The following is a 22,123-nucleotide window of genomic DNA, read 5'->3' as shown; positions in this document are numbered from 1 at the left end:
TGGCGCGCCCTTCGACCTCGAACGTCGGCACTTTGCGTTTGCCGCCGTTGATGCGCATCACGTGCGCGGCGGCTTCTTCTCGCTCTTCGATGTCTATCTCTTCGTACTCGATCCCGCGTTCGTTCAAAAAGCGTTTCGCGTGGCGACAATCGCCGCACCAACGCGTCGTGTAAATCCTGATCCTCATCTTTATTTGATTGCCCGAAGTGAATCATCTCAGCAAAACTCACGCTTATTGTAGCCAAGATTTCGCACCGCTGGCTAGCCGCGCCTTCGCCCCTTGACGCGCGCACAGCGCCTAGCGCAAGCTTGCTTCGCGGAACTTGCGGACTTTCAGGATCTCGAGCGATGTTCATCGGCGGGTGTTTGAAGTGGCCTGAGATGCGCGCGGTTGCGATTGAATTGATCGAGCGCATGCACATGGGGCATCGCGCCGGAAGTTTTCAGATTCCCGCAGTTGATTTCGTCCGCATCTTCGCGCCGAACGCAGACGCCGCTGGAATGGATAAAGTGGCCCAGCGCGGCGACATCCACTTCATCGCTGAAGCGGAAAAGAGCGGGAGCTTTCGCTTGGCAACCGGCGAACGCGCGCTCTTTGACCTCGAACGTGAAGGACTGGTCGTCAAGCTTCCGGCCAGACCGCTCAGCGGCAAGTACAGTCTGCTCGCCGACGGCTTTCGCATTCGATTCGCACGCGGCGAAGAGCTGGAGGGGTGCCGCCGCCTCCTCCTGCTCATCTGCCATCGCGTCGTCGGCGTGGAAGTAACGCGCGCTCGCGTCTGTGTCGAGATGCCAACGCGCTTGTTCGATCTGTGCGTGGAATTCGATTGATCGCGGCATGCGGACCAGCTTCAAGCGCCGCAAGCGCGTTTCTTTCGGCTCGACCTTTTGGGCTGAGAGAACGCGCCGCTTGCCGTTCACGCCTGCCCTTTTGAGCGAAGATCGAGCCTCCGCTCGCTTGTCCCCTTCATAACGGTCGCGGCGGTGTGATAGATTCTGCGGCCCGATGGATTCCCCGCTCATCATCGTCAACCGCAACGCAGCGCAGGTCCAACGCGCTTGGCCGCAAGTGCGCGATTATCTCCGCCATCACGGCATCGCGTTCGACGTGCGAGAAACCGCACGCGCTGGCGATGCGCAACGCGAAACGCGCCGCGCTCTCAATCAAGGACGAAGGTTGATCGCCGTTCTCGGCGGCGACGGGACGACGAGCGAAGCAGCGGCCGGATTCTTCGAACCGCTTCGCGACTTCGAAGACGAACTGCGCCCCATCAATCGAGAGGCAGCGTTGGCGCTGTTGCCCGCCGGCACAGGCGATGATTTCGCGCGCGGACTGGTCGGCCACCGGGCTAGTCTAAACGCTTGGCTCGCGAGACTAGCGGCACGCTGCCGCGAGGGTCGAACCGAAACGCGAACCGTCGATGTGATCTGCGCTGAATGTGCCGACGGACGCCCTTTCGTTTGCCTCAACGCCGTAACCGTAGGCTTCGGAGCCGAAGTCTGCGCGCGCGTCGCCGCGCAGAGCGGAACACTGCGCCGTCTGCCGGGCGAGGTGCGGTTCACGCTCGCGGCGCTTGCGGCGCTCAACGGTTGGCATGAAGTGCCGCTGCGCGTTGCGGTGGATGCGGAGGTGATCGAGTGTCGCTCGAATCTGATCGCCGTCACGAGCGGACCGTATGCCGGAGGGGGAATGATGCTCGCGCCGATGGCGCGCTCCGACGATGGCGCGCTCGACGTCATGCTGACTACGGGCGTGACGCGGAAGATCGTGCTCCGCGAGCTGCCGCGCACGCGCGACGGCGCTCATCTGCATAGCCCAGTCGTTCGCATGCTGCGCGGCGAGCGCGTCGAGATCGAACCGCTCGCGGCGAGGCTCGGCGTCGAAGCTGACGGCGACTTGCGCGGCACACTTCCGCTTCGTTTGCGCGTCGTCGCCAAAGCGCTGCGCATAGTTTTTTGATGCACAAGAGTCGGGGTCGGCGCGCTTGAGTTCGCGCCGAAAACAGTTAGGGAGAGCCAAGGGTCGAGCCGATTTCCAGCGCTCAATCGCTCAACGCACGCGCGAAGAATTCGATCACGCGCCGATCGTAGGCTTCGCCCTGTTCCGCTGGGGCCGAGACAACGTTCAGTCCGCTGAGCGAGAGGTTGTCGTGAAGTTCGACTTCGACCGACGGCGGAAAGCAACGTGCCAATTCGGCGGTTGATCGTTGCCAACGCGGCGCGTCGCGGCCAGCCAGCAAGAGGACCTTTTCGCCTTCGGCGCGGCGCGCCGCTTCGCATGACGCGAACGCATCATAGCGCCCTAAAAGGAAGAGCCTCGCGCCGATTTGGACCAACCGGTTGAGCGGCGCAAACGATACGCCGATGCGTTTCTCAATCGCCGCGCGAAGCAGATCATCGGGCGAGGCCGGAACTGAATCGAGAACCACAGCGCGGATTTGCCGATCCTGTGCGATGGCTCGCAACGCGGCATAGGCGCCGAGTTCCACGCCGTACAAGCCGATGTAATCGCCGACCAACGGCGTGCCGCGTGTCGTGCGCAACGAGCGCAAGAAACCGATCGCATCGAGCACGTCGTCCGCCTCGCGCGCGCCCAGTGTGGTCCAGCCGTTCGATTGATCGGGGCCATGTCCCCGCAAGTCGGGCCACAACACAGTGAAGTTGGTCGCTTCGTTCAGCTTCACGCCGAGATTGAACAACCATGAACGGTTCGCGCCGTAGGCATGAACGAGCACCACGGCGGGCGCTCCTTCCGCCCCGCGCAACAACCAACCCCGCGCTGGCGTGCCGTCGCGTGTGGCCCAGTTCTCTTCGGTAGCGCGCAGACCGCGGTCGCTCAATCGCGCATATTGTTCGGGCGTCACCATGTACGGGCGGCGCGCCGGGTGCGTCGCCTCATAGACTGACCAACCGGTCAAAGCGCCGACGGCCGCCAGCAGCAACAGCAGGATCGGCAGAAAAGCCTTAAAGAACCTTCGGATTTTCCGTCGTCGAGGTGGCATCTCTCGCCTCAGAGACTTGAATGATCTGCATTCTCTTCTGCGCTCGACTCGCCGCCAGCGAAGCGTGCGCGCGTGTGCTCCGCGGTCGGGGATCGCGCGACGTCGAACCGTCCAGAAGCCAACAGCGCGCAAGCGCGCGCGTAATCGCCGGGCGAGTTAACGTTGAACAACAGCCATTCGCTGCTCGGCAGCGCGGCATATTCTTCCCAAGTGACCGTGCGCACGCGCTGCAAGTTCGCGAGCAGAGCGTGAACGCGCCTTTCACCTCGCTCTAATAACTCGGCAACCGCAGCCAGACAAGGCTCGCGGCGATAGAGCGCGCACAGAGGTTGAGGTCTCGCATCGCGCTGCAGCGGGACCACAGCCTCATGATCGGGGGCCGTTCGCTCCGCCAAGAGACGAAGAAACGGCGGTGAGACGAACGGCAGATCGCATGCGACGATCAGGGCCCACTCTGCCTGACAGGCCGCGAGCGCCGCATGTAGGCCGCCCAGCGCGCCACATCCGACGTATCGGTCACGCACCAGAGGGATAGACCAACGCCTCTCGTTGACTTTGGAGCCGACCAAGCGGACCGAGTTCGTCACCGCTCGAAGCGACTGTGCAATGCGCTGGACGAAATCGATTTCGCCTAGCTTCAACTCAGCCTTGTCGCGCCCCATGCGGCGCGAAGCGCCACCGACCAAGATGAAGCCTTCCGTTTCGCTCATCTGCTTGTTCTGCTGGCGCGATGTGCGGGGCAAGCGTGCAGCGTCGCGCTCGCGTTGTGTGATGGAGATCGAAGCGGCGTCTAGCACACAGTTCCGCGCCGCGCGCTTCAAACAGTTCGAACGTTATCACGTCGAGGGCGACTCGGCAAGCGGCTCCGGCTGAAAGACTTGACCGCGCCTGTGGCAAGCGGTGATAATTGCGCCAATGGCCGGCGAAACAGGCGATTGCGAAGAGATTGAAACTTCAGCCCGAGTTTCGTCATCCAAAGACAGGGACATATCCCATCAAAGGATCGCGCAGAGAAAGTGAAACGGACATTGAAAGCTTTGCCCCGAATGTTGGTGCTGGCGTCGTTGGTCTGTGGTTTGGCACGCGTGTCGGCAGTGTCGCAAGCAGGCGCCGAACGCCCCGAAATCCTCCCGCTCAACCAGGTGCAGATCGGGATGAAAGGCATCGCGCGCACGGTCTTTGCGGGCACCGAGCCGGAAGATTTCGGCGTCGAAGTGCTCGGCGTGCTGCCCAACTTCCCAGGACCGCGACAAGCTGTGATCATCGCGCGTCTTTCTGGACCGCGTGTCGAAAGGACCGGGGTCTTCGCCGGCATGTCCGGTTCACCCGTCTTCATCGACGGGAAACTGGTTGGCGCGATCGCTTATAGCTTCCCGTTCTCCAAAGAGCCGATCGCTGGCATCACGCCCATTGAACAGATGATCTCTATTTTCGAGCGCGCGCCCGCCTCCAATCGCAATGCAACGACGCCGCGTCGCGTCGCGGTGGCTGAACTGGCTGGCGTGGATTGGAAATTCCGAGCGCCGCGTCCGCTCGTCGCAGCGACCACGTTCATCGCGCCCGTCGCCACCGGCTCGCCGCTCGCCTCGCTGCTCGGCCAACAACTCGCCCCCATTGCCACGCCGGTCGTGTTCAGCGGCATCTCGTCCGACGCCCTGCAACTTTACGCGCCGCAACTTCAAGCCGTCGGACTGTTGCCCGTGGCCGGAGCCGGCGGTGGGGCACCGATTACGCCGCTGGCCAAAGCCACAGAGAAGACGCTCGCGCCCGGCACCTCGGTCAGCGTGCAACTGGTGCGCGGCGATTACTCCATTGCCGCCTCTGGCACCGTAACTATGCGCGACGGCGAACACGTCTATGCTTTCGGTCACCCTTTCTTGGGACTTGGCAACGCTGATATGCCGATGAGCGAAAGTTCGGTGGTCTCCGTAATCCCAAACACCTACAACTCTTTCAAACTGACGGTGCCGAGTCAGATGGTCGGCCGTTTGACGCAAGATAGGTCAACGGGCATCCTCGGCACGCTTGGCGAAGAGCCGAAGATGATCCCCGTCACGATCGATCTCAAAACGAGCCGCGGGCGGGTCGAAAGCTTCGTCTATGAGGTTATCAACGACCAGTTCTTGACGCCGCTGCTGCTCAACATCACGATCTACAACACGATTGCGACGAGCGAGCGGAGCTTGGGCGATTCCACCATTAGCGTGCGCGGCGAAGTCGAGGTCAAAGGACAGGAAAAGATTCGCCTCGAACAGCGCTTCTCCTCCTCGAATGCGCCGCTGCTGGCGGCTGGCGCCGTTGCCGCGCCAGTGGGCGCGCTGCTCGATAGCGGTTTCGCCGGCGTCGAGATCAAACGCATCGCGCTCAACATAGATTCGGTCGATGGACGTCGCGCCGGGACGCTTGACCGCATTGCGCTCGACCGAACCGAAGTCGCCCCCGGGGAGAAGGTCGAAGTGCAAGCCTTCATCCGCACCGATTCCGGTCAACAGATCGTGCAGCGCATCCCGATCTCCATCCCGACCGACGTTTCGCCGGGCAAACTGCTGCTCTTCGTCGGCGACGGCGGATCCCTTCAACAGAGCATGGAGATGCAAAGTTTCGTGCCCAAGGACCTGGGCCAGTTAGTCAACGCCATCAACCGCTTGAAGAAGAATGACCGACTCTACGCGAAGCTCTTCAAAATCGCTCCCGGAGCCCTGATCGGCACGGATGAACTGCCGAACCTACCGCCTTCGGTGCTCGCCACGCTCAATAGCGAGCGAACCGCCGGCGGCTATACGCCCACTCCATTGTCGCCGATCTACGAAAAAGAGATGCCGCCTGCCGATTTCGTCATCGAAGGGCAGAAGACGTTGGAACTTAAGGTCGTGCGTTGATGCTAGCCGAAATTGTCGAGCCATAAGCTGAAGGGCGTCTCAGCGGAAGCAACTCGCGCGAGGCAAAGCTTCGCGCATCCCGACGACGGTTCAGCTTCTCTCCCGCGAAGCGCTTCTAGACTTCCGAGCGCTAGTTCGCCACCACACGCGGGAGCGCTGTGAAGGGTCGCGCATTTTCGTAGGCGTGCGTGAGCTTGAGCAATAGCGCTTCGTCCCAGTGACGACCGATGAGCTGCATTCCAATCGGGAGTCCGATCGAGGAGAGTCCGCAAGGGACGGAGATGCCGGGCACTCCTGCAAGGTTCACGATGCAAGTGTAGATATCGCTCAAGTACATGGTCAACGGATCGCCCGTCTTTTCGCCGAGCAGGAAGGCCGGCGTCGGCGAAGTCGGCGTGACGATGGCATCGCAGCGCTCAAAGGCGCGTCGGAAATCCTCCTTGATCAAGGTGCGCACCTGTTGCGCTTTTCGATAGTAAGCATCGTAGTAACCGGATGAGAGCACGAACGTGCCGAGCATGATGCGCCGCTTGACCTCGGGACCGAACCCTTGATCGCGCGTCCGACAGTACATGTCGATCAGATCGTCAGCTTCTTCGGCGCGAAAACCGTAGCGCACCCCATCGTAGCGCGCCAAGTTAGACGATGCTTCGGCGGTCGCGATGATGTAGTAGCACGCGATGGAGTATTTGGCGTGCGGAAGCTCCACTTCGACGATCTCGGCGCCGAGTTCGCGATAGACTCCGATCGCGCTTTCGACGCTTCGACGCACTTCATCATCCAAACCTTCACCGAACAACGCGCGCGGGACGCCGAGCCGCATGCCTTTGAGTTCTCCCTTTAGCTCCTCGACGTAATCCGGCACGGGCACAGCGGCGCTGGTCGCATCGTGGGCATCGCGTCCGGCAATGACGCCGAGCACACGCGCCACGTCGCGCGCCGAAAGACCGAAGATACCGATCTGGTCCAGCGATGAGCCGAATGCAACCAGACCGTAACGCGAAACCCGCCCGTAGGTCGGTTTCAAACCGACGACGCCGCACAGCGCGGCAGGTTGTCGGACCGAACCGCCTGTATCCGATCCCAGAGCGACCGGCACGATGCGCGCCGCGACCGCAGCTGCCGAACCGCCCGAAGAGCCGCCGGGAACGCGCTCCGTATCCCATGGGTTACGAACCGGGCCGAAGGCCGAATTCTCGTTCGATGATCCCATGGCGAATTCGTCGCAGTTGGTCTTGCCGATGAGCACCGCTCCGGCAGCGCGCAACCTCTCCACGGCAGTCGCATCGTACGGCGGGTGATAATCGCCCAAGATGCGCGAGCCGCACGAGGTCTGCATTCCGCGCACGCATATGTTGTCTTTGATGGCGATGGGAACGCCAAAAAGAGGCAGGCGCACGTCCCCGGCCTTTTGGTCCAGAACGCGGTCCAACTGTTCGGCGCAAGATGAAGCGCCTTGCCGATCGATTTCGAGAAAGGCGTTTAGCGTCTCATTCAAACTTTCGGCTGCCTCGAGCGCATGGTTGGCGACCTGTTGTACGCTCGACGCACGCGAAAAGATTCGTTCCCGTATCGATTCGATGCCGTAAGGGACCATCGCGGTTCAAGCCCTCTTTTCTCTCTTCAGATTACTTTGGGCACGCGGAAGTAGCCGTAAGCCGGATCGGGCGCTTCTTCGAGCGCGACGCGCTGTCCGAGCGATGGCTGCACGACGTCGTCACGCGACGAAGCGGTGCGCTCGCCCTCGGGCGTCAACCCGCCGATGGCCGGTTCAACTGCGCTCGTATCGACCTCGTTCAGTTGCTCGACGTAAGCGATGATGGCCGCGATCTGCGGCGTGAGCGCGCGCCGCTCTTCCGCCGTTAATTCGAGCCGCGCGAGCACAGCGAGCTTTTCGATTTCGTTTTCGGTAAACCTCATCGCGCGATTTCTCCGTTGGAAATTTCCGCGGCGCTTTGCCTCTGCAGCCTCTCTCGCCGCGTCCATCACTCTTGCGATGAACCACCGACGCGATTCAAGCAACTCCCAGCAGCGAGCAGAAAGCGCCGTCGCAAGTTTTCGTCGCGAATCCGCTGCGCCGCAACGCGCAAACACTCAGCTTGTGCGAGCGCGCGTTCTTCGTCCACCGGTTGCGTCTTCGGACGCAATCGCGCCCGTTCCCGCTGCACCGTTTGCGGATCGACGCGGAACTCGACGTACGTGACGCGCGCTTGGCCGAGCAAAGAGTTGATCTGAAAGAGCAGTTGGCCGCTGACCTTTTCCAACTGCCGCTGCCACGTCGCATCCGGCACGGCGACGATCAATGTCCGACCGTAGAGCCTGAACGGCACGGCGCTCCAGCGCAAAGGCTCGCCCGCGGCGTGTCGCCAAGCGACGAAGACCGCAGCTTCGGCGATCTCGTCGCCCGCCGCCCGAAGCAACATCGGCAAAGCTTTGATCAGGCTGTCCATCGGCTCACCGGTTTGACTTGCGCTTGGCAGATGCCGATCATGAACTTTCGACCCGCGCGCGAAGCGCTTAAGTGTAACGGAAGAAGGAGACCGGCCACAAGCGCGCCGATGTCGTCGTGATGTTCCATTCGAAACCCTTGATCCTCGCCTCGGCTAGCCCGCGCCGCGCAGAAATCTTGCGTTCTGTCGGTTGGCCGTTTGAGGTCGTCGTCGCCGACATAGATGAAGCGGCGAGGCGCGACGAAACGCCCGAAGACTACGTCCAACGACTCGCGCGCGAGAAAGCGGCACGCATCGCCGCCGTTCAGCCAAGTCGCTTCGTTTTGGGCGCAGACACGACTGTGGTCGTCGATGGTGAACTTCTCGGCAAACCCGCCGATGCGTGCCAAGCGCGCGCGATGCTGCGCAAACTGAGCGGGAAATGGCACGACGTCTTCACCGGCGTTGCGCTCGTGTGCGTCGAACGTGCGCTTTGCGCTGTCGCTTATGAACGAACGCGCGTGCTGTTCGCCGCGCTCAGCGAGCGCGAGATCGAGTGGTACATCGCCACGGGCGAACCGATGGATAAAGCCGGCGCTTACGCCGTGCAGGGGCGCGCCGCGCTCTTCATCAAACGGATTGATGGCGACTATTGGAACGTTGTCGGTCTGCCGCTCAGGCTGGTCTACGAGCTGGCTCGCACAAACGGTGCAATCGCCATCTCTTAAGCTAACTTCGGCTCAGAGCGCGCCGCTTCGTACCAACAGCGCGTGCACCAAAGGTGCAGCGCCACCCGCTCCGACCACACGTGCGTTGCCGACATGGGCAAACGCAGGACCACCTCTCGCTCCTCGGCACCCAGCTCTTCCCAACGCTGTAATCGCGCGCCGCACTGCGGACAACGTTCCATCACCTGCTCCTCTTCCATGATCGAATCGCCGTTCCCTCTGCTTTCATAGCAGGGCGTAGATTGATTCTCATCGACCGACTCCCTTTCATGAGGGAATCGCCGCTTCACCAAAAGGCCCCACCACCAAGCGCCCACAATTCCGGACCTTCAGCAGGCGGATTGCCGACTCCGTCAACTCTCCGAGACCATCTGCTGCAAAACGCTCGCACCTCGCGCCGGCCTCGAAGGTTCGAATTCGCTTCCCAGTGCCAGATTCTTCCCGCTCTGTCCCTTGTAGCGCAAGGGGCGAGGAGGGTTTTCTGCACGTTTGAGAATTGCGCCGCGCCGCGTTAATATTGCCGTCGAAGTTCCAACGCCTTGAAAGATCCCGAAAGACGATCGACGCATGCCCCTGAAAAGACGCGCGTGGATTCCGTTTCTCTTTCTCTTTCTCTTTCTCTTTCAACCTCTCGCCCGCGCACAACGCGATGAAGCGACGTTCGACTTTTACGCGCGCGGGCCTTACCGCGAACGCGTTCCGCGTCCGCAGCAGATTCTGGGATACGATGTGGGCCAGTTCCACACGAACTACGCGATGATGGAGCGCGTCATCCGCGCCATCGCCGAAGCCGCGCCTGACCGCGTGCGCGTTTTCGACATCGGACCGACCAACGAACATCGCCAGATGCACATCGTGGCCATCAGCGCGCCGGAGAACATCGCGCGATTGGACCAAATTCGCGCCGAGATCGAACAGCTAACCGACCCACGACGCACATCGCGCGAGGCAGCGGAAAGATGCGTACGCGCGTGTCCCGTCATGGTCTGGCTCGCCTACACGATTCACGGCAACGAATCCGCCTCTTTCGAGGCCATGATGCAAGTCGTCTATCAACTGGCAGCTTCAGAAGAAGCGACCACGCGCGAAATCCTGAGCAACACCGTGGCGCTCATCATCACGGGCGAAAACCCGGATGGTCACGAACGCTTCGTCACGTGGTACAACTCTGTGGCGAAGGGCGATCCTGATCCGGCGGCGGCCGAACATCGTGAACCGTGGTCCGTCTGGGGGCGCGTCAATCGCTATCGCTTCGACCTGAATCGCGACAATCTGGCTTCGACGCAGGTCGAAACGCGCAATTTGCAACGCGCCTACCGCGAGTGGAACCCGCAAGTCGTCGTGGACCACCACGGTCAACCTTCGCAGTTCTTCTTTCCGCCAGCCGCCTTGCCGATCAATCCGAACCTTCCGGTGGCGCAGACGGGCAAGTGGTTGACGACCTTCGGCAGGGCCAACGCTGCCGCCTTCGATGCGCAACGTTGGGATTACTACGTCCGCGATGTGTTCGATCTCTTCTACCCGGGCTACTGGGACTCGTGGCCGAGTCTGCAAGGAGCGATCGGGATGACCTATGAGACCGATGGCGGCGGGTGGAAAGGGCTTCGTTGGAAGCGAGATGACGAAACGATCGTCACGCTCCGTTCGGCCATCGCCAAACATTTCGTCGCTTCGATGCAGACTCTGGAGACGGCGGCGCGCAACCGCGAAACGCTCCTGCGCGATTACTATGAATTCCGTCGTTCGGCCATCGAAGAAGGGGGGCATGGTCCGGTGCGGCGCTTCATCATCCTGCCTGGCGCTGATCCAGTGCGCGCCGCCGAACTGATTGACGTGCTGCTTCGCGCTGGCGTCGAGGTCTCGCGCGCCGATCAATCCTTCACCTCGACGCGCGCCCATGCTTACATCGAGCGCGATGGCGCGCCGATGACGAAACAGTTTCCCGCCGGAGCTTACATCGTTGATCTGGCGCAGCCGCAGAAGCGTCTGGCCAAAGCGCTGCTCGAACCTGAAACGCCGCTCGACCGCGAGTTCGTCCGCGAACAATTGGCCCGCTTCCGTCGCAACGAAAGGCGTGGCCAAAACGCGCCCAAAGAGGAATACGGCTTCTACGACATCACGGCATGGTCGCTGCCGCTGGCCTTCGGCGTCGAAGCCTACTGGACCGAAGATGCATCCACAGTAGCGGCGACGCCGCTCGCTTCGCCGCGCGACGCAAACGCTTCGGTCGCGCCGATGGGCAACGTCATCGGCGGACGCGCCGCAGTCGCTTACATCATTCCATACGACACTAATGGGGCTGCGGCGCTGGTCACGCGGTTGTTGCAAGAGGATTTCAAACTCGCCGTCGCCACGCGAGACATGAACGCTGGCGGGCGTGATTGGCCGCGCGGCACCGTGGTCGCGCGCGTTGGGCGAAACCCCGAGGCGCTTCACGAACGCATCGCGCAACTTGCGCGCGAAACCGGCACGCAAGTCTATGCCATCAACACGGGTTTCTCCGAGCGTGGCGATACGGGCATCGGATCCGAAACGGTGGTCTCGTTGAAACGCCCGCGCATCGTCGTCGTCGCCGATGAACCGGTCAACCAAACGAGTTACGGCGCGCTGTGGTGGACCTTTGACCGTTACGGCATCGAGTTCACGCCGATGACCATCGACGGATTGAAGCGCGCGGAACTGGACCGCTACAACGTCATCATCTTGCCGGACGGTTCGCCGTCGCGCTATTTCGCCGCGTTGGGACGCGATGGCGTCGAGCTACTGCGTGGGTGGGTGCGCCGCGGTGGGACGCTGATCTGCATCAAAGCAGCCGCCGTCTTCGCCGCGCTCAAGGATGTGAACTTGACTTCGTCGCGATTGGTCGGAAGCGAAGAGGCTGAAGAGAAGCCGGCGCGACCTGCGGAGAAAGAACCGAGCGCGGAGACAAAACGCCCCGAAGCGTCGGAGGATCAAAGACGTGAAGCGGAGAAAAGCGTAGGGAAGCGTCCAACTGAAGAGCGTAAACGCGAGGGACAAACAGAGAAGATGGAGGGCGCGCCCCCTATCCTACCGCCCATCGCCTCGCCTTCGGCCAAGCCCGGACGCGTCCCCGAAGCTGTGCCCGGAGCCATCATGCTCGCAACTTTAGACCGGACGACACCGCTTACATACGGCTACGAGATGGAGACGTTGCCGGTGTTGATTGATTCCGGTTACTTCTTTCTCCCTTCGAAAGAAGGCGTCAACGCGGTCGTTTTCAGTTCCGATGAGAAGCGCCGATTGCATGTGGCTGGCTTCATTTGGCCGGACAACACGGAGAAACTTTTGCGCGGCACGGCTTACGTGATCGACGAACCGACCGGACGCGGCCACGTCGTCCTCTACGCTGAAGACCCGAACTTTCGCGGCTTCTGGCGCGCGACGACCCGACTCTTCTTTAACTCGTTTCTCTTCAACGCCGTCCGTTGAAGCCGCGCGACGCCAGAGATGACGTCGCGCGGCCTCTTCGCTGCGAAGCGATCCGGTGTCGCTGATAGTTCTTCGCCGCGCGTAAAGTGTGCGACGACTCCGCACAATGCCTTTTGACGGCTCAACCGATTCGCCAAAAGGACTTGACGCGCGCGAGCACACCGTCCAGTGGTCCAGCATATCTTCGATTTTCGCCCGATCTGCAAAAAGATCCGACCGGGAATTCAGCGCAGAAGGCCGCCGTTCACGGAACGGCTACTATGTCGAATTGAAGCTTCAGTTCATCTTTGACCTTGATCGTTCCCAACCCGATAGATGGCGGTTTTATCTTGAAATCGGACTGGCGCAACGTGAACTCACCGCGCGCGCGCAAGCCTTGTCCATCTCTGGTGATCAACGCTTCAATCGCCACAGGACGCGTTACGCCGTGCAACGTCAAATCGCCGATGATCCTCACGCGGCGTTGGCCGCCGCGCGCCGCGAGCAGCTCGACGCGCGTACTGCGAAAGGCGATTTCCGGATACTTGGACGTTTCGAGCACCTCATCGCGCATCGTCCGCTCGATCTCCCGACGATCTTTTTCGCTCACTTGGTCGATCACGGCGAGCGAAGAAGCGCGAACGATCATGCGCAAAGAAGCGTTGCGCAGGTCGTCATCGAAACCGACATCGCCAGCGAAATCTTTGACGGCGATGGTATGATCGTGTCCAAACGCGGCGAGCAAACCGCCGACGAAAGCCCGCACGATGAAACGGCTTCGTTGCGCATCGACTCTGAGTCGCACGTCGGCGCGCCGGTTCGCGCAAAAAGCAGGATAGACCAGAAGTTCAACGAGTAGAAGTGCGATGAGCCTTGAACGTCGCATGATGACCGCCCTCCTTCGGTCAAGATCGCAATCGAAATGCCCTTTTGCAGCTTGGATGCGGACGTGCGAGAGCACCGATGTCTTGATAGAATCGCCTCGGTCGCGTATTGGACGCGACCGGCAATGGAACCGCGACGGAGGTGATCGTTTACTTGTTTCGCATCGGAGCTAGTTTTACGGGGCAGTTGAAAGCCTCGGTCGAGCCAGAAGAAGCGCGCGACTTCTTCGATGACCCGCGCACGTTCACCGAGTTGATGCCGAACGTCGAAAGCGTCACGGTCCGCCCCGACGGCACGCGGCGCTGGACGATCCGCGCCGAAGTCCCTTTGCTCGGCGCGATGCGCGTTTCTTTCACGGTAAGACGCGCAACGAACAAGCCGCACGCGCTCGAGTGGGAACCGCTTCCCGAAGAAAAGCAGAACTTCCTGCGCTACAGCGCCGCTTTCGCGACGATTGAAACGGGCACGCTCGTCCGTTTCATTCAGAGCGTCGAACTCCGTCGCCAGCGCGCCGCCGATCTACATGGCTTGGCCGGCTGGCTCGGAGCCAATCGCATCAGTCGCGAGCTTCAACTGCGGCTCACGGAGACCATGAACGTTTTCCTGCAACGCGCGCGCGCCAAACTCGAACGAATTAGCTAAAAGGCGGCGACGAAGTTCGACAGCAGTTAATCAGAGAGGAAGGGCGGGGAAGAAGCCGATTGAACATCGAGCGAAGCCCGCGCTACCGGTATGCGTGGGACCAAACCCATGGACGAAGCCGATTGAACATCGAGCGGAGCCTTTCTCATTCACACCGATGCTCCTTGCGCTTTCGGAGCCGGTCTTCTCGATCGAATCACGAAACCGCGCGCACAGTTCGGCTCCAATCCCCACCGCTCTTTATTTCCGGGGTCGGCCGAGACGACCTTTCATCGTCCTTCACGGTCCGACGACGATCGTCCCGCCGAACCCCACAGCCCACGCGCGCCCATCAGGAGCGATGAAGAGTCGCTCCAGACGGTGCTTGGTGACGCTCGGCGCGACGGTCCACGTCGCTCCGCCGTCCGCTGTGTGCAGGATCGTCCCATCGTCACCAACAGCCCACCCCTCACGCGCATTGCGGAAGCGCACGTCGAACAGATCGGCTGCGGTCGGCGCGTTTTGTCTTCGCCAAGACTTGCCGCCGTTGACGGTGGCGAAGATGCGTCCGCCGGAACCGACGGCCCAACCGCGCCGTTCGTCGATGAAATGCACTCCATTTAAGCGCACGCCCGCCTCAGCCACAGTGCCGAGTTGCCACGTATCGCCGCTGTCGGTCGTGTAGAGCGCGGTCGAGCCAGCGCCGACGATCCACGCCCGTTGCGCGCCGTAGCTTGCGCCGCCGAGCAACAAGTAGCGCGTTGGGGCGAACTGTCTGGACCAGCTTTTGCCGCCATCGCGCGTCGCATAGATCGTTCCGCCTTCGCCGAAGGTCCAACCGTGCATTTCGTCGGCGAAGATGATGCGCGTTAAAATCACGGCTTCAATGCCGACAGGATTGAGTCGCAGCCAAGTCGTGCCGCCATCTTCGCTGCGCCAGAAGTATGAACGCGGTTCGCCCTCGCTGCGCAACGCAAAGGGATTGCGCTCGGCAAGCATCCATCCGATCCGCTCTCCGACGAAGAGCACGTCACGCAACGCATCATCATTCGGACGACGTTGCAGTCGCCACGTTGCGCCTCCGTCCTCCGTCATCAGCACCGCGCCGTTGCCTCCGACGACGAAACCGCGCCGTTCATCGACAAAGAAGACGGCCCGCAATCGCGTCATCGTCCCGGAAGGTTGCCGCCGCCAATCGCCGCGCGAGACGACAGCAGAAAGGATGAACGTCGAACAGAGGAGAGCGAACGCGGTCCAACCTCTTTTCATCGTCGTCACACCGCAAAAAGCAAACTCGTCGTGCCCGGAGTAGCAGCGGCGCATCACGATCAAGCTTTTCATCGTCGTCACACCTCAAAAAGCAAACTCGCCCACACACGCATCGTGCGTCACACCCACGCGCCATCTCTTTTCATCGTCGTCGCAACCAAAATCAAACGACGGCGGTACGCTGAACCGCCGCCGTCGGATTGATGGAGGATCGCTTGGAGATGAATCACCAACCACCCATGAAGATGCGGGCGAATCCGATGATCGGGAGGTAGTTCAAGATCCTTTCGATCTGCTTGATGCGATTGCCCGGAACAAGAATCTGATCTCCCGGCACGAGATAGAAGACGTCCGCCGCCTTGCCCTTTTCGATCTTGGCGACGTCAACGCGATACATTTGCATCGTCCCATCAGGTTGACGACGCAAGACGGTGACCTTGCTCTTGTCGCCCGTGCGCAGGATGCCGCCCGACTCGGTCAGGGCCTCATAAACGGTCAACCGACGTCCCATCACCTTGACGCCCGGCTGCGCGACATCGCCGAGCACAGCATAACGCGCTGACATCGCCCTTTCGAGCGAAACGGTCACCTTCGGATCGATGATGTATTCATCTAGCCGCTTGGCGATTTCGGCAGCCACTTCATCCACCGTCTTGCCGACGACGAAGACGCCGCCGATGAGCGGATAAGAGATGACGCCGTTTGGCGGAACCACTATCCCAGCGCGCGAGTAGCGATCCAAGTTGAATACGGTCACCGAGATGACATCTTCGGGACCGAGCCGGTAGGTGCGAAGGAAGTTGTTGTAGTAGGGGACGATGGCCGCTTCCGCCTCATCTTTGGTCTCGCGTCTGAACGGCTCCGCGTCGGCGGCATCTTCCGCCCCCTTTTCTTCACGCTGCACGAGACGCGGTCTGGTCTTCCGCTCGTCGCGCGGCTCGATCTGTGGTCGAGCGGCGCTCGGCGGGGTTGGCGCTGGCGTCGTGCCTTGTGCCTTCTCGCGCTCGCGTTCAAGGCTCTCGATCATCTTCTCTTGTGCTGGAGTCACCGCGCGATCGCTCTTCAACGCCGGCCCAGTCTGCTGCGCGATGGCCGACGTGCCGCTCGTCGCAACGGCGATGCCGAATATCAGATGTGCAAACTTCGCCTTCATCTTCTTCTCTCCCCTTTCAGCGGGCGCCGCGCCCGAACAGAATGATCTTCACCGTCTCGAAAATGATGAGCGCATCGAACGCCAGACTCTGATTCTTGATGTAGTAAAGATCGTATTGCAACTTCTGGCGCGCGTCCTCGATCGATGACCCATACGGGTATTTGATCTGCGCCCAGCCAGTCAAGCCCGGCGCGACCAAGTGCCGTTGTTCGTAGAACGGAATCTCTTCGGCCAATTGTTTGACGAAATGGGGGCGTTCGGGACGCGGCCCGACGAAGTTCATGTCGCCCTTGAGGATGTTCCAAAACTGCGGTATCTCGTCGATGCGCGTCTTGCGAATGATGCGCCCGACGCGCGTGGTCCGATCATCCTTCTCTTTGGCCCACACCGGTCCGTCCCTTTCCGCATCGACGCGCATGGACCGAAACTTGATCAAGGTGAAGATGCGCCCGTTCTTTCCGACGCGCTCTTGCCGGTAGAAGATCGGGCCCGGAGAATCGAGCTTGATGGCGATGGCCGTGACCACGGCGATGGGCAGCGACAGGATGGCGCCGATGAGCGCGACGCCGCGATGGAGCAGCGCGCGCAAAAAGGCGCTGACGCGCGCCTGACGCCCGCGGCTCGAAAAGATCAACCACGATGGGCGAACCATGTCGAGATGGACGCGCCCAGTCAAACGCTCGTAGAACGCTTGCGCCTCTTCGATTGCGACATCGCCTGACAGGCTCAGTTCGAGGAGCTGTTCGGTTGGGAATCTGCCGCGTCGCTCGCCCATGGCAACGACGATGCGATCGATCTTTTCGCTCTGCACGAGGGCCGCCAATTGTTCGGTTGTGCCGATCACGCGCGGGTTGATCAAGCTTTTGCCGACCAGTTCCGGCTTGTTATCGACGAAGCCGATGATGCGGTAGCCGGCATCGCGCCGCGCCAAGACCTCGCGCGCGACTTCGAGCGCCTGTGCCCCTGCGCCGACAATCAAAACACGCTCGCCCATGCTCGGGTGGCCCAGCACGTAGTGGATCGAGACGCGCCAGCCGACCATGAGCGCGAGCGCGAGCGGAAGCGCGATCAGTTGCACGCCGCGTCCGACCATCAGGTCGGGCACGAGGTAGAAGACGACGGCCAATGCCACCCACGCGATGCCGAGCGCTTGAATCAACCGCAAGATCAGTTCGCGTCGGTCGCCGATGACGACGAAGTCATACAGGTCGTAAAGATAGAAGGCGGTCAGGCAGACGAACGTGACGAGCCCCGCTTTGTAGAAGCCGTGACGTTCGACGACGTAGAGCTGAAATTCATCGGGACCGAGGCGCAAAAAGGCAGCCGTCACCATTCCGCCGAAGAGCAACGCCGCTTCGGCGAACAGGAGAAAGAGCGTACGCTTCTTGTGCCTGAGCGACCTCATGCCGCCTTTTCGTTGCCGTTCTTCTTGATCTCTTTCGACCGGCGGTAGTAACGACGGTAATAGTAGCTGTGTTCGTCGAGCGTCTCATCAACGCCGTTCAGAACCACGCCCAACAAGCGTTCGCGCGGCAACGGCTCGAGCAAGCGTTTGAGCAGGCTGTAGCGCGTGTAGCCGGCGCGGATGACGACCAATGCGGCATCGGCGCGATTGATCAGCACGGCGGCGTCGGTGAAGATGCCGAGCGGCGGAGCGTCGATGATGATGAAGTCGAACAGGCGCCGCACTTCGGCCAAGACGCTGCTGAAGCGCGGGCCTGAGAGCATCTCGGCGACGTCGTTGCGCTCGCGTCCGCCGGGCAACAGGAAGAGATCCGCCGGATCGAGCCGCACGATCGTCTGATCGAGTTCGATCTCGCCGGCGAGCACCTCCGAAAGTCCTGGGCGGCGTTCAAGCCCAAGGTAGTTGAGGGCGCACGGACGGCGCAGATCGCCGTCAATGAGCAAGGCGCGCACGCCATGCGTTTGGGCGAGCAACCACGCGAGGTTGATCGCGGTGACGGTTTTGCCTTCGAGCACGCCAGCGCTCGTCAGCACCACCGCCTGCACGTGACGTTGCTCCCCCGCATGCAGCACGTGCGTGCGCAGCGAACGGAACTGTTCGCACTCAGGCGACTGCGGTTGCGTGATCGCGATCAAGTGTTGATCAGCGCGCGCAGCGGAGACGTTGAGTGCGGGAAAGCCCGCCACGCGCGCCGACCGCTCAGCGTCCACCGTTGCCCCAGCCACCTGCGAAGCCCAACTGCCTTCGGGGAGTGCCGACCCTAGAGCAGCCGCTGCGTCGGTGCGCTCAGCGGACGCTGAAAAGAGCTGTGGTTCGCGCGCCGCTTTCGGCGTGAAGACTTCAGATCCTTCCAACAGCGCCTCAATCTGTTCCGCACGCGATGCGCTCGCATCGGAAAGGCGCGTCTTGTGTTCCTTCTTTTTGCCGTCCAATTCGGCGGCGCGTTTGAGTGCTTCGAAAACTCTTCCCATAACTTCGCAGTCCCTTCACCTTATTGCTTCTCAGCCCATTGTTCGTCGTCCCGCATGAGCGAGAGATGGTTCATCGTCCTCTGTGGTCCCTTCGCCTGCGGCCCACAGCTCAGCCCGTCCCTCTTCAGTCAACACGCTGGACCGATCGCCGTCGCCCGCGTCGGATGCATCGCCGGGTCCGCTCGGCAACAGATCGAGCGTTTCGGCGACCTCTTCGACGATGGCGCGGCTGATCGTCTGTTCGCGCGCGGCGAAACCGGCGATCAGCGCGTTATCGCACAGGTTGTTGATCTGGCGCGGGATCCCTTCCGAACAACGGAAGATGAAATCGATCGCGCTCGGCGTGAAGATGTCTGTGCGTTCGGCTCCGGCGACGCGCAAGCGCGTTGTGATGTAGCGCTCCGTCTCCTCGACGTTGGGTAGCGGGCGGATCTCACACCGGAGCGCAACGCGCTGTTTGAGCTGCCGAAGGCGCACGTCGTTCAGGACGTTGCGCAGTTCGGGCTGCCCCGTGAGCACGATCTGCAAGAGCTTGGCCGAATTGGTCTCGAAGTTCGAGAGCAAGCGAATCTCCTCGAGCACGTTGAGCGACAGCGCTTGCGCCTCGTCGATGATGAGCACGGTACGCAGCCCGCGCCGATGACGCGACTCCAAGATCTGACCGAGCGCCGTGAGAAGATCCGCCTTGTTCTCCCACCCCTGGATGTTCAACAGCGTCGGCGAACTCAGATAACGGTAGAACTCCGGCACCGACAGACGCGGGTTGAAGATGTAGCCGACGAGCACCGTCCGTTCCAGTCGCTGCATGATCCACCGAAGAACGGTCGTCTTGCCCGTGCCGACTTCGCCCGTGACGACGATCAAGCCCTTCCCGCTTTCGATTCCATAGTGAAGATTAGCCATCGCTTCGGCGTGCGACGGCGTGAAATAGATGAAACGCGGATCGGGCGTCAACGCGAATGGAAACTCTTTCAATCCGTAAAATTCCTTGTACACGATAATTCCCCTCTCAAGCGACAGGAGCTAGCGTTGGGCGACGAGTTCGGGACGTTCGTTTCGCCACGCGCGACGAGTGCGCAAACCGCTCTTCGTACTTCAAGCCTTTCATGCGATCGCCGCCTCCTCGATCGGTCACCTACCAATCGCCGCTCGCTGAAGATCGCTAACTCGTCAACCTTTCAAAGATGCGCGTTGCGCGCAGCAAAAGGATGAGCGCCGGAATGCTCAACACGGTCGCCACGAGACTGGCCGCCGCAAGCATGGCGCGACGCAACCGAAGACGTCGCTCTTCCTGCGGCGTATAAATCTCCGGCACGGTGACGAGCACCGGCAATCCCGTGTAGTGCTCGGCGTCATCCACCGTCTGAATGGTCAAAAGCCTTGGGACTTCCAACAACGCAGCGAGCAGCAACCCAAGACCGAGGCCGAGCGCGACGCCAAACCCCATCAACACAGGGCGCTTGGGCGCGACCGGCTTTTCGGGATAGTTCGCCGGGTCTATCACTTGAATCGTTTCCCCTTGCGCGTTGGCCGCGACATCGGCAGCGAGCGTCGCTTGCTCCTTTTTCTGCAACAGATCGTCGTACTGCGCTTTCTTCGTCTGGTACTCGCGGTTCAACGCTTCCAACCCGACCTCTGCGTTCGGCACCTGATTGAGCCGCCCTTCGATCATCGAGATCTGCGACTCGGTGTCGGCGAGTCGGCGTTGGAGGCGTTCGAGTTCACCGTCCAAGAGTTTGAGTTGCGCGCGGTAGCTGTTGATGCGCAGATCAGGGCGCCCTTCGATCTTCTTGCGCACCTCTTCGCGTTTGGCGCGCCCCTCTTCGACGAGCTTATCCATCTCGCGCTGCACGGCGTCGATCTCGGCCTGTTTGGCGATGACATCCGGGTTTTTCGGCTTGAGCACCGTCAGCATGTTCTGCTTTTCGGCTTCGAGCTGCGCCTTGCGCTGCGCAAGCTGCGCGTAGGCCAAGCTCTCTTTTGGATCGCCCAAACGCTCGACGATGTCCGCGCGGTCGCGCTCGGACTGTTCGATCAGATCGCTCAGTTGGTTGTTGAGCACGGTACGTTGATCGCGCAAACGCCCGATCTCGGCGATGAGCGCCTTCTGCTGCTCGCGCAATCCGGCCAACTGGCCCACCAGCGCCTGCGCCTCCGACGGGAGATTGCCGACGTTGCGTTGCATGAACTCGATCCGCTTCATGTCGATCTCGTCGAGTTCGCGTTTGGCTTCGGCTAAGCGTTGCTCGAAAAACTCTTTGGTCTGCGTCGAGGTGGCAGTGGTCGCCTTCATCTGCGCGTTGACGTATTTGGAGGCCAGTGCGGCGGCGACCGCTTGCGTCGCGCGCGGATCGTTGCCTCGGTAACTGATGCGAAAAGCGTTCGGCGTGTCGCGCGTCGATTCGATCTGAATGCGCACATCGCGCCGCATCCGTTCGATGATCGCTTCCATCGGTTCGCCGTTGCGGCGCTCTCGGACGTATAGATCGTAACGTTCAATCAGCGGTTGCAAAGCCGAGCGGCTCAGCACCTCTTGACTGATGTTGTTGATGCGAAGCGACAGGTCTTCTTCCGATAGTCGCGGGATGAAGGCGCTAGCGATGGTCGGCGGACGGACGATGAGCAAAGAGGTTGATTCGTAAACGTCCGGCAAACGCCACACGACGTAAGCGACCGCAACGGCGACGACGACGGTGGGTAACAGAATGGCCCATTTGCGTCTCCAGAGGATGCGCAGGTATTCGCCCGGAGTACGCTGGCGGAACTCGACACTCATAGTGGCACTCCTTACAAACTTCTGTTCGGTTGCGCGGCGCGTCGGGTGGTCTCGCGGCTTCGACGGGACTCGCGGCGTGCTGGCCTTACTTCACCGACGGGAACAGCTCCCGTCGTTCAACAAGGCTCAAATTAGCACAAACATCTGGCGCGCACAACGCCTGCTCGGTGCCAAGAGCGGGAAGAGCCTTGTGCACCGCGTCTCATCGCACCAACTGAAACCCACCCGCTTTCTCCGGTGGCACATCTTGCTTGAGAGTCCCGACGGGGCAAACGTCGCGCCCTCGGATGCGCATCGGAGCTTCAACGATCGTTGATGGGGAAGCGCCTCACTGGACTTCGGTCGGGACGGCCCAAGCGAGCCGCCCCCCATCAAGTTGTGCGGACAAGAGGGGAGCGAGCGTTCACGCCGCTCGCCACCCTCGTCCGAAGTTTACTCTTCCTGCTTCATGCGGCGGCGTGCCGCACCAGCCAATCCGGCTAATCCCGTTCCGAGCAACAGCATGGTCGCCGGTTC

General features: G+C 61.3%; 22 protein-coding genes. 7 read left to right on the top strand and 15 right to left on the bottom strand.

Translation table 11 applies throughout. The features are described from left to right. Nucleotides 1-187, bottom strand: a 187-nt coding sequence (locus tag C4334_RS01910; protein WP_352430388.1) for a glutaredoxin family protein, incomplete at its 3' end; no start/stop codon positions are given. Between the two features lie 161 nt (nt 188-348). Between C4334_RS01910 and C4334_RS01905 the strand changes: the two genes are divergently transcribed. Continuing rightward, entirely contained in the window at nt 349-831 is a 483-nt protein-coding gene (locus C4334_RS01905; RefSeq protein ID WP_352430387.1) for a hypothetical protein, read from the top strand. 175 nt (nt 832-1,006) lie between these two features. Then, nucleotides 1,007-1,960, top strand: coding sequence for a diacylglycerol/lipid kinase family protein (locus C4334_RS01900; RefSeq protein WP_352430386.1), 954 nt, complete (start codon nt 1,007-1,009; stop codon nt 1,958-1,960). 82 nt (nt 1,961-2,042) lie between these two features. Here C4334_RS01900 and C4334_RS01895 read toward each other — a convergent pair whose 3' ends face one another. Further along, on the bottom strand, nt 2,043-3,002 hold the full coding sequence (locus C4334_RS01895) for an alpha/beta hydrolase family protein (protein WP_352430385.1): 960 nt from the start codon (nt 3,000-3,002) through the stop codon (nt 2,043-2,045). Between the two features lie 8 nt (nt 3,003-3,010). After that, nucleotides 3,011-3,712, bottom strand: coding sequence for a molybdenum cofactor guanylyltransferase (gene mobA / locus C4334_RS01890; RefSeq protein ID WP_352430384.1), 702 nt, complete (start codon nt 3,710-3,712; stop codon nt 3,011-3,013). On the opposite strand from mobA, the gene C4334_RS01885 reads away from it, so the two are divergent. Further along, nucleotides 3,690-3,875 (top strand): hypothetical protein, encoded by a 186-nt coding sequence (locus C4334_RS01885; protein WP_352430383.1) that lies wholly within the window; start codon nt 3,690-3,692, stop codon nt 3,873-3,875. The genes mobA and C4334_RS01885 overlap by 23 nt on opposite strands. A 173-nt stretch (nt 3,876-4,048) precedes the next feature. Beyond that, on the top strand, nt 4,049-5,881 hold the full coding sequence (locus tag C4334_RS01880; protein WP_352430382.1) for a SpoIVB peptidase S55 domain-containing protein: 1,833 nt from the start codon (nt 4,049-4,051) through the stop codon (nt 5,879-5,881). A gap of 130 nt (nt 5,882-6,011) precedes the next feature. Here the strand turns inward: C4334_RS01880 and gatA are convergent, their stop codons facing one another. The 3 genes from gatA to C4334_RS01865 all read right to left on the bottom strand — a co-directional run bounded on the left by gatA (nt 6,012) and on the right by C4334_RS01865 (nt 8,331). Next, a complete protein-coding gene (gene gatA, locus C4334_RS01875) occupies nt 6,012-7,478 on the bottom strand; it encodes an Asp-tRNA(Asn)/Glu-tRNA(Gln) amidotransferase subunit GatA (RefSeq protein WP_352430381.1) in 1,467 nt (488 codons plus the stop codon). A 26-nt stretch (nt 7,479-7,504) separates the two neighbouring features. Further along, complete coding sequence (gene gatC / locus C4334_RS01870; protein WP_352430380.1) at nt 7,505-7,801, bottom strand: Asp-tRNA(Asn)/Glu-tRNA(Gln) amidotransferase subunit GatC; 297 nt, start codon at nt 7,799-7,801, stop codon at nt 7,505-7,507. Nucleotides 7,802-7,866: 65 nt separating this feature from the next. After that, nucleotides 7,867-8,331, bottom strand: coding sequence for a DciA family protein (locus C4334_RS01865; RefSeq protein ID WP_352430379.1), 465 nt, complete (start codon nt 8,329-8,331; stop codon nt 7,867-7,869). Between the two features lie 119 nt (nt 8,332-8,450). Here C4334_RS01865 and C4334_RS01860 point away from each other — a divergent pair, with 119 nt between their 5' ends. Next, nucleotides 8,451-9,038, top strand: a complete 588-nt coding sequence (locus C4334_RS01860; protein ID WP_352430378.1) for a Maf family protein — start codon at nt 8,451-8,453, stop codon at nt 9,036-9,038. Here C4334_RS01860 and C4334_RS01855 read toward each other — a convergent pair. Beyond that, complete coding sequence (locus C4334_RS01855) at nt 9,035-9,238, bottom strand: hypothetical protein (protein ID WP_352430377.1); 204 nt, start codon at nt 9,236-9,238, stop codon at nt 9,035-9,037. The two genes, C4334_RS01860 and C4334_RS01855, sit on opposite strands and share 4 nt — an antisense overlap. Before the next feature lie 367 nt (nt 9,239-9,605). Here C4334_RS01855 and C4334_RS01850 point away from each other — a divergent pair, with 367 nt between their 5' ends. Then, entirely contained in the window at nt 9,606-12,488 is a 2,883-nt protein-coding gene (locus tag C4334_RS01850) for a M14 family metallopeptidase (protein WP_352430376.1), read from the top strand. Nucleotides 12,489-12,732: 244 nt separating this feature from the next. On the opposite strand, the gene C4334_RS01845 is transcribed toward C4334_RS01850, so the two are convergent. Then, entirely contained in the window at nt 12,733-13,353 is a 621-nt protein-coding gene (locus C4334_RS01845; protein WP_352430375.1) for a YceI family protein, read from the bottom strand. Between the two features lie 140 nt (nt 13,354-13,493). Between C4334_RS01845 and C4334_RS01840 the strand changes: the two genes are divergently transcribed. Next, nucleotides 13,494-13,994 (top strand): hypothetical protein, encoded by a 501-nt coding sequence (locus tag C4334_RS01840; RefSeq protein ID WP_352430374.1) that lies wholly within the window; start codon nt 13,494-13,496, stop codon nt 13,992-13,994. 279 nt (nt 13,995-14,273) lie between these two features. Here the strand turns inward: C4334_RS01840 and C4334_RS01835 are convergent, their stop codons facing one another. The 7 genes from C4334_RS01835 to C4334_RS01805 all read right to left on the bottom strand — a co-directional run. Beyond that, nucleotides 14,274-15,314: a YCF48-related protein gene (locus C4334_RS01835; protein ID WP_352430373.1), complete on the bottom strand. Its 1,041-nt coding sequence runs from the start codon at nt 15,312-15,314 to the stop codon at nt 14,274-14,276. Nucleotides 15,315-15,468: 154 nt separating this feature from the next. Next, the gene (locus C4334_RS01830) at nt 15,469-16,395 is read right to left on the bottom strand and encodes a polysaccharide biosynthesis/export family protein (RefSeq protein WP_352430372.1); all 927 of its coding nucleotides are present in this window, start codon (nt 16,393-16,395) and stop codon (nt 15,469-15,471) included. Between the two features lie 16 nt (nt 16,396-16,411). Beyond that, nucleotides 16,412-17,800 (bottom strand): TIGR03013 family XrtA/PEP-CTERM system glycosyltransferase, encoded by a 1,389-nt coding sequence (locus tag C4334_RS01825; protein WP_352430371.1) that lies wholly within the window; start codon nt 17,798-17,800, stop codon nt 16,412-16,414. Next, nucleotides 17,797-18,831 (bottom strand): CpsD/CapB family tyrosine-protein kinase, encoded by a 1,035-nt coding sequence (locus tag C4334_RS01820; protein ID WP_352430370.1) that lies wholly within the window; start codon nt 18,829-18,831, stop codon nt 17,797-17,799. Before C4334_RS01820 ends, C4334_RS01825 begins: the two co-directional genes overlap by 4 nt. Nucleotides 18,832-18,861: 30 nt before the next feature. After that, nucleotides 18,862-19,827 carry an ExeA family protein gene (locus tag C4334_RS01815; RefSeq protein ID WP_352430369.1) on the bottom strand — a complete coding sequence of 322 codons (966 nt, stop codon included), beginning with the start codon at nt 19,825-19,827 and terminating at the stop codon, nt 18,862-18,864. A gap of 166 nt (nt 19,828-19,993) precedes the next feature. Continuing rightward, complete coding sequence (locus C4334_RS01810; protein WP_352430368.1) at nt 19,994-21,607, bottom strand: GumC family protein; 1,614 nt, start codon at nt 21,605-21,607, stop codon at nt 19,994-19,996. Between the two features lie 432 nt (nt 21,608-22,039). Further along, nucleotides 22,040-22,123, bottom strand: an 84-nt coding sequence (locus tag C4334_RS01805) for a PEP-CTERM sorting domain-containing protein (RefSeq protein ID WP_352430454.1), incomplete at its 5' end; no start/stop codon positions are given.

The organism is Pyrinomonas sp. (assembly GCF_040289685.1).
Lineage (GTDB): Bacteria > Acidobacteriota > Blastocatellia > Pyrinomonadales > Pyrinomonadaceae > Pyrinomonas.
The sequence above is the reverse complement of the archived record's forward strand: the minus strand, read 5'-3'. Positions and strand labels throughout refer to the sequence as shown.